This window comes from Mesorhizobium sp. DxT (assembly GCF_058448885.1).
The window spans coordinates 22,252-36,501 of sequence record NZ_JBZFLJ010000001.1 but is presented as its reverse complement, the minus strand read 5'-3'; the positions used below and the strand labels follow the sequence as shown (position 1 = coordinate 36,501).

Here is a 14,250-nt window from a genome sequence, read left to right as displayed (position 1 = left end):
TCATGCAACTCTTTTCTTGCCCCTTCTGCGGCGAGCGCGACGAGACCGAGTTCACATTCTGCGCCGAGGCCGGCAAGACGCGCCCCGAGCCGGCGGCCGAGGTCTCGGCAGATGCCTGGGCGCGCTACCTTCATTTCGACCACAACCCGAAGGGCGCGACACGGGAGGTTTGGTTACACGCGACCTGCGGCGAGTTCTTCCTGATGGAACGCGACACGGTGAGTCATGCGGTGTCGGGGTCGCACTCGCTGCGGAGGCCGGAGGCATGAGCGCGCGACGCATCCGGGTCAGCGGCGCGCCGCTGGCGTTCACCTTCGACGGCAGAGCCTATGAGGGGCGGGAGGGCGATACGCTCGCCTCGGCATTGCTGGCCAATGGCGTGCGCGTTGTCGGCCGCTCGTTCAAATATCATCGGCCGCGCGGCATCCATGGCGCGTGGAGCGAAGAGCCGAACGCGATCCTCGACGTGACCATCCACGGCAAGACGTGGCCGAACATCCGCGCGACGACGCAGCGTCTCGAAGCGGGCATGGACCTGCGCTCCGTCAATGCAAGGCCGACGGCCGAGGGCGACCGGCTCGGCCTGCTCGACAGGCTGTCGCCCTTCCTGCCGGCCGGTTTCTACTACAAGACCTTCCTGTGGCCGGACTGGCACCGCTTCGAGCCGCGCATCCGCGCCATGGCCGGGCTGGGGCGGCTCGATCCCGCGCACGAGCCGCCGGCCGACAGCCCGGCGATGAACGCGCGCTGCGACGTGCTTGTCGTCGGCGCCGGCCGTTCGGGGCTCATCGCGGCCCGCGACGCGGCACGTGCAGGCGGCAGCGTGATCCTCGTCGACGATCGTTTCGAGCCCGGCGGAACAATGCTCCATCGCGAGGCCGACGGGGCAGAGCGGGCTGCCGTGCTTGCCGGTGATGTCGAGCAGGCCGGCGCGCGGATTTTATCGCGGACGACTGCCTACGGAATCTATGACCACAATCTCGTCTGCTGCTGGGAGCGTCGGGACGGAGTGCCCGACCGGCATTGGCGCATCAGACCGAAGCGGATTGTGCTCGCGACTGGCGCGATCGAGCGGCCGCTGGTCTTTGCCGATAATGACCGGCCAGGTGTCATGTCGGCGGAAGCCGCGCTTTATTATCTGCGCCGCCACGGCGTGCTGGTGGGCGAGCGCATCGTGCTTGCCGCCAACAATTCGCGTGCGCTGGGGGTGGCGGATGCGCTGCGGGAAGCCGGCGCTGCGGTGACGGTCGCCGACCTGCGGGAGGGCGCCAGCGTCGACGCTGTTCATGGCCCGAAAGGCGTCGAGGCCGTCACGATCTCGGGAAAGCGCATCGAGGCCGACTGCCTGCTGGCTTCAGGCGGTTACACGCCGACGGTGCATCTGTTCTGCCAGGCGAAGGGAAAGCTGCGCTATGATGAAGCCATCGCCGCCTTCGTGCCGGGCGCGCCTGTCGACGGTATATCGCTTGCGGGCGCGGCGGCGGGCGATTTCGGCGACTATGCGATCGCCCCGGCATGGCCGAACCCCGGCGCAAAGGGCCGCCAGTGGATCGACTTCCAGAACGACGTGACGCTGAAGGACGTCGAACTCGCTGCGCGCGAAAACTTCCGCTCGGTGGAGCACCTGAAACGCTACACGACGCTGGGCATGGCGACCGACCAGGGCAAGACCTCCAACATGAACGGTCTTGCGGCAATGGCCGCGGTCACCGGCCGCACCATCGAGCAGACGGGAACGACCACCTACCGGCCGCCCTTCGTGCCGGTGCCGTTCACGGTGGTGGCCGGCCGGCGGCGCGGGCAACTGTTCAACCCGGTGCGACGGCTGGCGCTGGAACCGCAGCATCGCACGGCGGGCGGGGTTTTCCGTGAGTATGGCGGCTGGCTGCGGCCTGCCTTCTATGGTGGCGGCGCGGCCGATGACGAGATACGGCGCGAAGCGCGCCAGGCGCGCGAGACGGTCGCCATCTTCGACGGCTCGCCGCTCGGCAAGATCGAGGTTTTCGGTCCGCAGGCGGGCGCGATCGTCGACTACAATTCCTACAACACCATCTCGACACTGAAGCCCGGCCGCATCCGCTACGGCTTCATGCTCACCGAAGGGGGCGTTATCTACGACGATGGCGTGACGGTGAAGCTCGCGGACGACCATTACGTCGTCTCCTGCTCGTCGGGCCATGTGGCCGGCGTCGTTGCGCGGCTGGAAGAATGGCGGCAGGACCGGTTCGATCCGGCGGCGGTGTTCGTGCACAATCTCACTGCGCACTGGGCGACGCTGACCGCGACGGGTCCGCGCGCAAAGGCGCTGGTTGCGGCGCTGTCGCTCGGTGTGGACCTGGACGACGCGGCGCTGCCGCATATGGCTGCTGCGCAAGGCTCGTTCGAAGGGGACGCGGCGCGCGTGGCGCGGGTCAGCTTCACCGGCGACCGCTCCTACGAAATCTCGGTGCCGGCATCGAAGGCGCCAGCACTTTGGGCTGCGATGAACGAAGCGGGCAGGGCGCTCGACGCCGTGCTCATGGGCTCCGAAGCACTGCTGCTGCTGCGCGCCGAAAAGGGCTTCATCATCGCCGGAAAGGATACGGACGGCACGTCGATGCCGCATGATCTGGGCATCACCGGCCCGCGCGACAAGCGGCAGGGCGAATATGTCGGCAAGCGCTCGCTGTTCACCGAGAACGCCTTGCGCGACAACCGGCAGCAGTTTGTCGGGCTCGCGGTGGCGGATGGCGGGCCGGCTTTGCCGACCGGCGCGCATGTGCTGGACGAAACCGGCGGCATGCGGCGCTCGGCCGGCTACGTCACCTCGAGCTACGAGAGCCCGGCCATCAGAGGCCCGATCGCGCTGGGGCTGGTCGAGCGGGGCATGTCGCGCATGGGCGAAGAGGTGAGCCTGTTCCATCTGGGCAAAGCAAGACGCGCGGTCATCGCGCAGCCTTGCTTCTTCGACCGCGAAGGGAGCCGGATCGATGCCTGAGACGATGCGCGACCGCGGGTTGTTCTGGAACCCGGTGCCGGACTGGAGAACCGCCCAGATCGAAGGAGACGGCTATTCGGTCAGGCGTATGCTCGATTTCGGGCAGACGCTTGTTTCAGGCGACCTTGGCGCCGCTTTTGCCGAATTGATGCCCGGCGTGCCGGAAATCGGCCTCTGGTCAGTGGCCCAGGCGGAGCCTTTTGCCTTGCGGATCGGGCGCGACCGCGCGCTTCTGGTCTCGCCCGATCCGCTTGCTGCCGCGCCCGGTTGGCGGACCGGTTACGTCGCCACCCCCTGCGACGACGCCTATGCGATCCTCGAAATAACCGGGGTCGCGCTGCGCGAGATCGTGGCCGAGGGCACCTCTGCAGACTTCGAGGAAGGCAGCCGTTCGGCGGCCGTGCTTTTCGCGGGTGCCACGGTCTTTCTCTACCGGACCGGGCCGGAGACGGCACGGCTGCATGTCGAGGCGCCGCTCGCGGCCTATCTCTGGGCGTGGCTCGAAAAGCGGCGCTGAGAAGGACGCATGATCGTTCCTCAGCTTCCCGGCCGCGCATCGATCGGCGAAACCGTGTTGAGGTCGAGCAGCTTTTCGAGCTGCCGCGCGCCTGAGAGCAGTTTTGCCTCGCCGCGCGGTATCGCCACGATCTGCAGGCCGACCGGCAAGCCTTCGCTGGTGAAGCCGCAGGGCAGCGACAGCGCCGGCGCAGTCGTCAGCGTGACCGCGAAGGCGATCGCCAGCCAGTCGATATAGGTCTCGAAGGTCACGCCGGCGCATTCGGCCACATAGCGCTGTTCGACCGGGTAGGGCGCGACAATCGTCGCTGGCGTCATCAGCAGGTCGTAGTCGGTCAGGAACGCCACCGCGTTGGCGATCATCTCGGTGCGTTGCGTCTCGGCCTCGATGATTTCGGCCATCGTCAGGCGCAGGCCCTTCTCGATGTTCCAGACCGTTTCCGGCTTGAGAAGATCGGGATGGTCCTTCAGCTTCCGTGAATGTGCCGCCGCGAAGCCTCTCGCCCGCAACGTCTGGAAGGCGTTGTGTGCGTTTGAAAGATCGGGGTGCGCGTCCTCGACCTCGACGCCGAGCTCGCGGAAGCGGTAGGCCGCGCGGCGGCAAATCTCGGCGACTTCGGGATCGACTGGCGTCACGCCGAGGTCCGCGCTGAAGGCGACCTTTTTGATCGGCATTCCGGAGCGCGCGGCTTGCAGATAGGACGTACCGTCCCGCGGCAGCGAAACGGGGTCGAGCGGGTTTTCGCCGGTCATCGCGTCGAGCATCAGGGCGACATCCTCGACCGTGCGGGCCATCGGGCCTTCGACCGAGAGGATATTGTCGGCGATGGTGCCAGGCGTGGCCGCGACGCGGCCGGGGCTCGGGCGCAGGCCGACGATGCCGCAGAAGCTCGCCGGATTGCGCAGCGAGCCGCCAAGATCGGAGCCATGCGCCACCCAGGCCATGCCGGTAGCGAGCGAGACCGCCGCCCCGCCGCTGGAACCCGCCGCCGAGCAGCTGGTATTCCAGGGATTGCGCGTCATGCCGAACACCTCGTTGAAGGTGTTGGCGCCGGCCCCGAACTCGGGTGTGGCCGATTTCGCGTAGATGAGCCCGCCTTCGGCCTCGACCGTCTCAACCAGGATGTCGGAGCGCTCGGGCACAAAATCGGCGTAGATCGGCGAGCCCCAGGTGGTACGTACGCCCTCGACCTCGGTCAGGTCCTTGATCGGCACCGGCAGGCCGGCGAGCCGCCCGCGCTTCTCGACGGGCTGCTTCATCAGCCGTGAGGCGCGATGGCGGGCGCGATCAAAGCACAGCGTCGGCAGGGCGTTGACGGCCGGATCGACCGCGGCGATGCGTTCCTCCAGCGCGTCCAGCAGATCAAGTGGAGAAACGTCTTCGCTTTTCAGCCGGTCGACGATGGTGCAGGCCGACTGGCCGATGAGCGACGATGTCATGGTATCTCCTGAAGCTTTGCTTGCGGCAGCATGGCTGCCGGGCGCGGCAAAAGCAACGGTTCAGCCCTCCGGTGTGAAGCGGGCCACGACGGCATGGCTTGTGCCCGGATATGTCAGCCGCACCCGCGTGACCGGCAGGCCGCCCGACCAGGTGCGGCGCTCGACGACGAGGCAGGCCGTGTTTGGCGGAACGTCCAGCAGGCGCGCCGTGGCGCGGTCGGCCGCGACCGCGCGGATGGTGTGTTCCGCCGTGCTCCATGGGACGTGGCTAATGAGCCACGCGCCGGGCGCAGTGTCCGCAAAGCTCTGGTCCGCCGCCTCCGGCACAGCTTCGAGGCTGATCAGGCGTTCTTCCAGACAGAAGGGTGCCTCGCCTGCGAAATGCCGGCAGGCGATGTCGAGAAGCGGGACCGCATTGGAAAAGCCCGCTGTAGCGTCTTCCGGCGTTTCGGCGAGACGCTGCGTGAGCGACGAAAGCGAATAGCGGTAGGGCAGGCCGAGCGCTTCGACCTCCGTGCGTATGTCGTGGATTTCCAGCACCGCTGCCTGCGAGCGCGGACGGGCCACGAAGCTGCCGGAGCGCTTGCGGCGCTCGATGAGTCCAGATTTGGCGAGCTGAGTCAGCGCCTTGTTCACGGTCATGCGCGAGCAGCCGTATTGCTCGGTCAGCTCATGCTCGAAGGGAATGCGATGGCCGGGCGGCCATTCGCCGGAGATGATCTTCTGGCCGATGTCGGCCAGGATGCGCTGGTGGAGTGAGGAGGGGGCGGTCATGCTTCCGACAATTCGCGCAGGGCCTTGCGGAAGCGGCGTTCGGCTTCGTCGCGCAGACGGTGATGGCCGTTTTCGACCAGCTTGCGGCCGCCGATCCAGACGCGGTCCGGCCGGCCTGCGCCGGCAAAGATGAAGGCGTCGAGCAGCGCGTCGCCCGCCTTGCCCTCGCAGGTGGGGTGCGTGGTGTCGAGCGCCATGAAATCGGCCGGTGCGCCGACGGCGATGCCAGCGTCCGCTGCGCCGAGCGCCTGGGCGCCGCCGCGATGCGCGGCATCGAAAAGGGCGCGGCCGGTCGAGCCGGGGCCGCCTGCCATGACATTGCGGGCGCGGTTGCCGAGCCGCTGGGCATATTCGAACTGGCGCAGTTCGTCGGCGAGGCCGATCAGCACGTTGGAGTCGGAGCCGACGCCCCAATGGCCGTCATGTTCGGCAAACAGGGGGCCGGAAAAGATGCCGTCGCCGAGATTGGCTTCGGTGACCGGGCAAAGCCCTGCCACGGCACCGGTGCGCGCGGCCGCGATTGTTTCGCTGTCGGTCATGTGGGTGGCATGGATCAGGCACCAGTTGCGGTCAACGGGTGCGTTGGCCAGCAGCCACTCGACGGGGCGGGCGCCGGACCAGGCAAGACAGTCCTCGACCTCCTTGACCTGCTCGGCGACGTGGATGTGCACGGGGCCGCCGGCTGCAAGCGGCACCACCGCCGCAAGTTCGTCGGGCGTGACGGCGCGCAGCGAATGCGGTGCGACGCCGACGTTAGCCTCAGGTAGTGATTCAACGACCTTGCGGGATGATTCAAGCAGGCGCGCGAAGCCATCGACATCGTTGATGAAACGGCGCTGGCCCGACGTCGGCTCGGCGCCGCCGAAGGTCGAATGCGCGTAAAAGACGGGCAGTAGCGTCAGGCCGATGCCGCTTGCCTGCGCGGCCGCAGCGATGCGGCCCGCCATCTCGGCCTCGTCGTCATAGGGGCGACCGTCCGGCGCATGATGGAGGTAGTGGAATTCGCCGACGCGGCCGAAGCCTGCCTCCAGCATCTCGACATAGAGCATAAGCGCGGTCGCCTCGACATGGTCGGGAGTCATCGTCAGCGCGTGGCGGTACATCACCTCGCGCCAGGTCCAGAAGGTATCGGCGGTGGGGCCGCGATGTTCGGCCATGCCCGCCATCGCGCGCTGGAAGGCGTGGCTGTGGAGATTGGCGGCCGTCGGCAGCAGAACCGTGCAGCGCTCGTCGGCGTCGGCAGGTGAAGAGTCCGCTTCGATCCGGCCTATGCGGCCGTTGGCGACCGTCATGCTGACGTTTTCGAGCCAGCCGCCGGGTGTGAGCGCCTGTTCCGCAAAGATCACCGTCATGGCCCAAGACTCCGCTTGCGTCGCTTTTCATTATGTATATACATATTGGTGAGGAATGAAAGGCGGAAATGCCCCTCTGCCTGTCGAAGGAGGAACGATGTCGGTGAAGGTCTGGCGCAACGCCAAGCTCGCAACGATGGCCAAGGCCGATGGTGGCGGGGGTGTCATCGAGCGCGGGGCGGTGGCCGTGCGCGACGGCCGCATCGTCTTTGCAGGACTGGAGGCCGAACTGCCTGCCGGGCTCGGGTCGGTCGAGACGATCGATTGTGGCGGTAGGCTGGTGACGCCGGGGCTTATCGATTGCCACACCCATCTGGTGCATGCTGGCAGCCGGGCGAACGAGTTCGAGATGCGGCTTGCCGGCGCGTCCTACGAGGAGGTGGCGCGGGCCGGCGGCGGCATCGTTTCCTCGGTGAGGGCGCTGCGCGCGGCCGACGAAGACGAGCTCGTGCGCCAGTCCCTGCCGCGGCTCGACGCGCTGCTGGGGGAGGGCGTCACCACCATCGAAATCAAGTCGGGCTACGGGCTCGATACGGCGAACGAGGCGAAGTCGCTGCGGGCCGCGCGCCGGCTGGCGCAGGAGCGTCGCGTTTCGGTGCGCACGACGTTCCTTGGTGCCCATGCTCTGCCGCCCGAGATGGAGGGTGACAAGGATAGCTATATCGACAAGGTTGTCGGCGAGATGCTGCCGGCGGTGGCGCAGGCCGGGCTTGCCGATGCGGTTGATGGGTTCTGCGAGGGTATCGCGTTTGCACCCGAGCAGATTGCGCGCGTCTTCGATGCCGCTGCCGCGCTCGGACTGCAAGTCAAACTGCACGCCGACCAGCTTTCCAATCTGCATGGCGCCGCACTTGCCGCCCGCTACGGTGCGCTTTCGGCAGACCATCTCGAATATACGGATGAAGCAGGTGCGCGGGCGATGGCCGAGGCCGGCACCGTGGCCGTGCTCCTGCCGGGGGCGTTCTATTTCATCCGCGAGGAGCGACGGCCGCCGGTGGAGCTTTTCCGCCGCCATGGTGTGCGCATGGCGGTGGCGACCGACTGCAACCCCGGCACCTCGCCGCTGACCTCGCTGCTGCTTACGATGAACATGGCGGCGACGCTGTTCCGGCTTACCGTCGACGAGTGCATCGCCGGTGTGACGCGCGAGGCGGCTCGGGCACTCGGGCTCTTGGGTGAGACCGGCACGCTGGAGCCAGGCAAATGGGCGGATCTCGCGATCTGGGACGTCGAGAGCCCGGCAGAGCTCGTCTACCGCATCGGTTTCAACCCGCTGCATGCGCGGGTGTGGAGGGGCAAATGACCAGACAGCTCAAACCGGGCGCTGCCACGCTCACCGGCTGGCGCGCTATCTATCGCGGCGCGGTGCCGAAGCTCGATCCATCGTGCCACCAGAAAATCGCGGCCAGCGCCGAGGCCGTGGCGCGCATCGTCGCCAGGGGCGAGCCGGTCTACGGCATCAATACCGGGTTCGGGAAGCTCGCCAGCGTGCGCATTCCGGCCGTCGATCTGGAAACCCTGCAGCGTAACATCGTGCTGTCGCATGCGGCCGGCACCGGCGAGCCAATGCCGCAATCCGTGGCGCGGCTGATGATGGCGCTGAAACTCGCGAGCCTTGCGCAGGGGGCGTCGGGCGTCCGGCAGGAGACGGTCGATCTCCTCGAAGCGATGCTGCAGCATGGCGTCGTGCCGGTGGTGCCGGCGCAGGGCTCGGTCGGGGCGTCTGGCGATCTCGCGCCGCTCGCTCACATGACGGCGGTGATGATCGGCGTTGGCGAGGTGCTCTTCGACGATCGCCGCATGCCGGCTGCCGAAGGCCTTGCCGCGGCCGGTCTCGCGCCCGTGACGCTCGGCGCCAAGGAAGGGCTGGCGCTGCTGAACGGCACCCAGTTCTCCACTGCCTATGCGCTCGCTGGCCTGTTCGAGGCGGAACTGCTCTTCCGGTCGGCGCTGGTGACCGGGGCGTTGTCGACCGACGCGGCGAAGGGCTCGGATGCGCCGTTCGATCCGCGTATTCACCAGCTTCGCAAGCATCGCGGCCAGATCGAGACGGCGGAGACGCTGCGCCGGTTGATGGAAGGCAGCGCGATCCGCGAATCGCACCGCATCGGCGACGAGCGCGTGCAGGATCCTTACTGCCTGCGCTGTCAGCCACAGGTGATGGGTGCGGCGCTCGACGTTCTACGCAAGGCGGCCGATACACTTGAGACGGAGGCCAACGGTGTGACCGACAATCCGCTGATCTTCCCAGGTGATGAATTTGAGGACGACACGGCATTGTCGGGCGGCAACTTCCACGCCGAGCCCGTGGCATTTGCCGCCGACATGATCGCGCTGGCGGTCTGCGAGATCGGCTCGCTCGCCGAGCGGCGCATCGCGATGTTGGTCGATCCGGCGCTCTCGGGCATGCCGGCCTTCCTGACGCCGAAGCCGGGGCTCAATTCCGGCTTCATGATCCCGCAGGTGACGGCCGCCGCGCTCGTGTCGGAGAACAAGCAGAAGGCCTATCCGGCGAGCGTCGACTCCATCCCGACATCGGCCAATCAGGAAGACCACGTTTCCATGGCCGCGCACGGTGCACGGCGCCTGATCGGCATGGTGGAGAACGCCACGGCCGTCGTCGGCATCGAGCTACTGGCGGCTGCGCAGGGATGCGACTTCCATGCGCCGCTTGCATCGAGCGCGCCGCTGGAGGCGGTGAGGGCGCTGTTGCGGGCCAGCGTGCCGCATCTCGACGACGACCGCCATTTCCACCCCGATATGGAGGCCGCCAACGCGCTGGTGCGGTCGGGGGCAGTGACCGAGGCGGCGGGAGCGGTCGATCTGCCGGGGGTGGAGTGGTGAGCGCAAACGCTGGCACTCTGTCGCGCCCCCCTCTGTCCTGCCGGACATCTCCCCCACACGGGGGGAGATCGGCAGCTTCAGTCCGGCCGCCCATCTTGCAACCCAGGAGGTTAGCGAAGGCAAACGCGACGGCTGATCTCCCCACCCGTGGGGGAGATGTCCGGCAGGACAGAGGGGGGCAACGTAAAGCCACAGCCTTGGAGGTATGGTTGTGACCATCCCTTGGCTAACCGTCACGCGTGGCGATGCACCGCTGCTGGTTTCGATCCCGCATACCGGCACGGAACTGCCGGGTCTGGACGGCCAGATCGTCTCACCCTGGCTGGCCCGGCGCGACACCGACTGGTGGATCGAGAAGCTCTACGATTTTGCGGCCGGGCTCGGCGCGACGGTGGTGCGCACCGCGATCTCGCGCACGGTGATCGACGTCAATCGCGACCCGTCGGGGGTGTCGCTCTATCCCGGACAGGCGACCACCGGCCTGTGTCCGACAGAGACGTTCGATGGCGATCCACTCTACAGTGACGGATTGGAGCCCCGCGAGGGGGCCATCGCGCGGCGGCGCGAGACATGGTTCGACCCGTACCACGAGGCACTTCATGCCGAGTTGGAACGTCTGCGCGCGAGCCACGACCGGGTCGTGCTCTACGACTGCCATTCCATCCGCTCCGTGATCCCGCGCCTGTTTCCGGGCGAGCTTCCGGTTTTCAATCTCGGGACCAATGGCGGGGCAAGTGCCGATCCGCACCTTGAAGCAAAGGTGACCACGCTGCTGGAGGCCAGCGACGAGAGCTTCGTCGTCAATGGCCGCTTCCGGGGCGGGTGGATCACACGACACTACGGCCGACCCGAGGAGGGTGTGCATGCGCTGCAGATGGAACTCGCCTGTCGGGCGTATCTGCGCGAGCCGGTCGGTCCCGTTGACGAGACCAACTGGCCGGTTGCCTACGACCCCGATTTCGCCGCGCCGCTGCGCGTGGTGCTGCACAGCATATTCGAAACCGCGCTCGATTGGGCGCGTCGCTGAACCCTGGAGGACATGATGACGCTCCACTCCCGCCTCGACAACACCCGCACCATCCGCGCCGCTACCGGCATCGAACTGACGGCGAAAAGCTGGCTGACCGAGGCGCCGTTGCGCATGCTGATGAACAATCTCGATCCGGACGTTGCCGAGAACCCGAACGAGCTGGTGGTCTATGGCGGCATTGGCCGGGCGGCGCGCACCTGGCAGGACTTCGACCGTATCGTTGCCGCGCTGCGCGATCTCGAAGGCGACCAGACTTTGCTGGTCCAGTCCGGCAAGCCGGTGGGCGTGTTCCGCACCCATGCCGATGCGCCGCGGGTGCTGATCGCCAATTCCAACCTCGTGCCGCATTGGGCGACATGGGAGCACTTCAACGAGCTCGACCGCAAGGGGCTTGCCATGTACGGCCAGATGACGGCGGGCTCGTGGATCTATATCGGCACACAGGGCATCGTGCAGGGCACCTACGAGACCTTCGCCGAGGCGGGTCGCCAGCATTATGACGGCAGCCTCAAGGGCAAGTGGATCCTGACCGGCGGGCTCGGCGGCATGGGTGGCGCGCAGCCGCTGGCGGCGGTCTTTGCCGGCGCGTGCTGCCTGGCGGTCGAATGCGACGAGACCCGCATCGATTTCCGCATCCGCACACGTTACCTAGACGAGAAGGCCACCACGCTTGACGAGGCGCTGGAGAAGATCGAGCGCTGGACGAAGGCCGGTGAGGCGAAGTCGGTCGGATTGCTCGGCAATGCCGCAGATGTTTTCCCGGAACTCGTCAAGCGCATGAAGGCTGGTGGCGCGCGCCCGGACATCGTCACCGACCAGACGTCGGCGCATGATCCTATCAACGGCTACTTGCCGGTCGGCTGGACGGTTGCAGAATGGCGCGACAAGCGCGAGCGCGACCCCAAGGCGGTCGAGAAGGCCGCGCGCGCCTCGATGAAAACCCACGTTGCCGCCATGGTCGATTTCTGGAACGCCGGCGTGCCGACGCTCGATTACGGCAACAACATCCGCCAGGTCGCCAAGGAAGAGGGGCTGGAGAACGCCTTCGCCTTCCCCGGTTTCGTGCCGGCCTATATCCGGCCGCTGTTCTGCCGCGGCATCGGGCCGTTCCGCTGGGCAGCGCTTTCCGGCGACCCGGAGGACATCCGCAGAACCGACGCGAAGATGAAGGAGCTGTTCCCCGAAAACGAGCACCTGCATCGCTGGCTCGACATGGCGCAGGAGCGCATCGCGTTCCAGGGCCTGCCGGCGCGCATCTGCTGGATCGGGCTTGGCGACCGCCACAAGGCAGGCCTTGCGTTCAACGAGATGGTGGCCAGCGGTGAGCTGAAGGCGCCGGTCGTGATCGGCCGCGACCACCTCGATTCCGGCTCCGTCGCCTCGCCCAACCGCGAGACGGAGGCGATGATGGATGGTTCCGACGCCGTGTCCGATTGGCCGTTGCTCAATGCTCTCCTCAACACGGCAAGCGGGGCGACATGGGTGTCGCTGCACCATGGCGGCGGCGTCGGCATGGGCTTCTCGCAGCATTCGGGCATGGTGATCGTCTGCGACGGCACGCCGGAAGCGGCGAAGCGTCTCGAGCGCGTGTTGTGGAACGACCCGGCCACCGGCGTCATGCGCCATGCGGACGCCGGCTACGAGATCGCAATCGACTGTGCCAGGGAGCATCAGCTCGATCTGCCGGGGATATTGGGCTGAGGGGTAGTGCGCCCTTCGAGGCTTCGCTTCGCGAAGCACCTCAGGATGAGGGAGGATGTGCCGTTGTCGTGATACGAAGTGCTGCCCTCGCCATCGTCATCCCGGAAGCCGAAGCGTAGCGCAGGCTATCCGGGACCCATTGAGCAGCACGGCCGGTTTGCGGGTGTTCGCGGCTGTACGGACATGCGCCACGTGCTGCACGGGGCAGTGCCAGACGATTTTCGGGCCAATGGGTCCCGTCGCTTCGCGACCCCTCGCAAGCTCGGTCGGCCGGGATGACGCAGGAGAGAGAAACCGCGGCTCAAACGACGCAGCCCGTCGACATCGGGCAGGCGCGTTGTTATCTCCAGCACAGTCCAATTGCAGGAGACGGCTCTTGAGCGAAGAGACAGTGTCGCGGGTGGTGATCGTCGGTAGCGGGCAGGCGGGCGTGGAATGCGCTGCGGCGCTGCGGCACAACGGGTTCCAGGGTTCGGTGATCGTCATCGGCGACGAACCGGACCTGCCGTACCAGCGGCCTCCGCTGTCGAAGGAATTTCTCAAAAGCGTCGAGGATTTCTCGCTTCCGCTGAAGGGCGAAGCCTTTTACGGGCAGAATAATATCGAGCTGCGGCTCGGCGAGCGGGCACAGAGCATTGACCGTTCCGCGCGAGAACTGGTGCTCGAAGGCGGCAAGCGGCTGCCCTACGACCATCTGGTGCTGGCGACGGGCGCGCGCAACCGCTTTCCGCCCATCGAAGGGCTCGATCCGGCGAGCGTGATGGAATTGCGCACGCTAGCCCATGCGCGCCTCATGACCGGCCGGCTCGATGACCTTAAACACGCCACCATCATCGGCGGTGGCTTCATCGGGCTGGAGGTCGCGGCGCTGCTGCGCCAGCGCGACATCGCCGTCGATGTGCTCGAAGCGGCCGACCGGCTGATGGGCCGTGTGCTTTCGCCGATGATGAGCGCCTGCTTCGTGCCGATCCACGAGCAGATGGGCACGCGCCTGCGGCTCGGAACGGTGGCGACCGAAATCGACGGCCGCAAGGTTATGCTTTCGGACGGCGACACACTGGATACCGATGCGGTGGTCGTGGCTGCCGGTGTGGTACCGAACGCCGAACTGGCCTCCGAGGCCGGGCTTGCGACCGACAATGGCGTCGTTGTGAGCGATCGGCTGCTCACCACCGACCCGGCCATTGCGGCGATCGGCGACTGCGCGGCGCACCCGAACCCGTATGGCATCGGCATGATCCGCCTGGAATCCGTGCAGAATGCCGTCGACCAGGGCAAATGCTTGGCCGCGCGGTTGACCGGCAACGACCACGCTTACGACAGCTTGCCGTGGTTCTGGTCTCATCAGGGCGCGACCAAGCTGCAGATCGCCGGCCTTGCGATGGGCATGGACGAAACCGTCATGCGCGGCGACCCGGCCAACGGAAAGTTTTCCGTCTTCGTCTATCGCGAAGGCAGGCTGATCGCGGTGGAGAGCGTCAACAGCCCGGCCGACCACATGGTGGCGCGGCGGCTGCTCGCGGCGCGGCTGTCGATCCCGCAGGATGTCGCCGCCGATCCGGCATCTGACCTCAAGGCGCTGATGCCAAAGCCCGCGGCGACTTAGCTGCACAGCC

The 14,250-nt window shown here is 67.0% G+C and carries 11 protein-coding genes; 8 read left to right on the top strand and 3 right to left on the bottom strand.

Annotation, left to right across the window (positions count from 1 at the left end; genetic code table 11):
• Window positions 1–2: 2 nt before the first annotated feature.
• Genes ACVJNE_RS00125 through ACVJNE_RS00115 form a run of 3 tightly spaced genes read left to right on the top strand, consistent with a single transcriptional unit; the run spans window position 3 to window position 3,494 of the window.
• Window positions 3–269: a sarcosine oxidase subunit delta gene (locus ACVJNE_RS00125; RefSeq protein WP_173192338.1), complete on the top strand. Its 267-nt coding sequence runs from the start codon at window positions 3–5 to the stop codon at window positions 267–269.
• Complete coding sequence (locus ACVJNE_RS00120) at window positions 266–2,977, top strand: 2Fe-2S iron-sulfur cluster-binding protein (RefSeq protein WP_499561902.1); 2,712 nt, start codon at window positions 266–268, stop codon at window positions 2,975–2,977. Before ACVJNE_RS00125 ends, ACVJNE_RS00120 begins: the two co-directional genes overlap by 4 nt.
• Window positions 2,970–3,494, top strand: a complete 525-nt coding sequence (locus ACVJNE_RS00115; RefSeq protein ID WP_499561900.1) for a hypothetical protein — start codon at window positions 2,970–2,972, stop codon at window positions 3,492–3,494. Before ACVJNE_RS00120 ends, ACVJNE_RS00115 begins: the two co-directional genes overlap by 8 nt.
• Window positions 3,495–3,514: 20 nt before the next feature.
• Here ACVJNE_RS00115 and ACVJNE_RS00110 read toward each other — a convergent pair whose 3' ends face one another.
• From ACVJNE_RS00110 to ACVJNE_RS00100, 3 genes are read right to left on the bottom strand one after another with little or no spacing between them, the layout of a single operon-like run.
• A complete protein-coding gene (locus ACVJNE_RS00110) occupies window positions 3,515–4,933 on the bottom strand; it encodes an amidase (protein WP_499561898.1) in 1,419 nt (472 codons plus the stop codon).
• A gap of 60 nt (window positions 4,934–4,993) precedes the next feature.
• A complete protein-coding gene (gene hutC / locus ACVJNE_RS00105; protein ID WP_499561896.1) occupies window positions 4,994–5,707 on the bottom strand; it encodes a histidine utilization transcriptional repressor HutC in 714 nt (237 codons plus the stop codon).
• On the bottom strand, window positions 5,704–7,059 hold the full coding sequence (locus ACVJNE_RS00100; RefSeq protein ID WP_499561894.1) for a formimidoylglutamate deiminase: 1,356 nt from the start codon (window positions 7,057–7,059) through the stop codon (window positions 5,704–5,706). Before ACVJNE_RS00100 ends, hutC begins: the two co-directional genes overlap by 4 nt.
• 97 nt (window positions 7,060–7,156) lie before the next feature.
• Here ACVJNE_RS00100 and hutI point away from each other — a divergent pair, with 97 nt between their 5' ends.
• From hutI to ACVJNE_RS00075, 5 genes are all read left to right on the top strand, one after another.
• Complete coding sequence (hutI, locus tag ACVJNE_RS00095) at window positions 7,157–8,362, top strand: imidazolonepropionase (RefSeq protein WP_499561892.1); 1,206 nt, start codon at window positions 7,157–7,159, stop codon at window positions 8,360–8,362.
• Window positions 8,359–9,903: a histidine ammonia-lyase gene (gene hutH, locus ACVJNE_RS00090; RefSeq protein ID WP_499561890.1), complete on the top strand. Its 1,545-nt coding sequence runs from the start codon at window positions 8,359–8,361 to the stop codon at window positions 9,901–9,903. The genes hutI and hutH overlap by 4 nt, the downstream gene beginning before the upstream one ends.
• Before the next feature lie 205 nt (window positions 9,904–10,108).
• A complete protein-coding gene (gene hutG / locus ACVJNE_RS00085) occupies window positions 10,109–10,930 on the top strand; it encodes an N-formylglutamate deformylase (protein ID WP_499561888.1) in 822 nt (273 codons plus the stop codon).
• 15 nt (window positions 10,931–10,945) lie between these two features.
• Window positions 10,946–12,634 carry a urocanate hydratase gene (gene hutU / locus ACVJNE_RS00080; RefSeq protein ID WP_499561886.1) on the top strand — a complete coding sequence of 563 codons (1,689 nt, stop codon included), beginning with the start codon at window positions 10,946–10,948 and terminating at the stop codon, window positions 12,632–12,634.
• 376 nt (window positions 12,635–13,010) lie between these two features.
• Complete coding sequence (locus ACVJNE_RS00075) at window positions 13,011–14,240, top strand: NAD(P)/FAD-dependent oxidoreductase (RefSeq protein WP_499561884.1); 1,230 nt, start codon at window positions 13,011–13,013, stop codon at window positions 14,238–14,240.
• The last annotated feature ends 10 nt before the right edge of the window (window positions 14,241–14,250 follow it).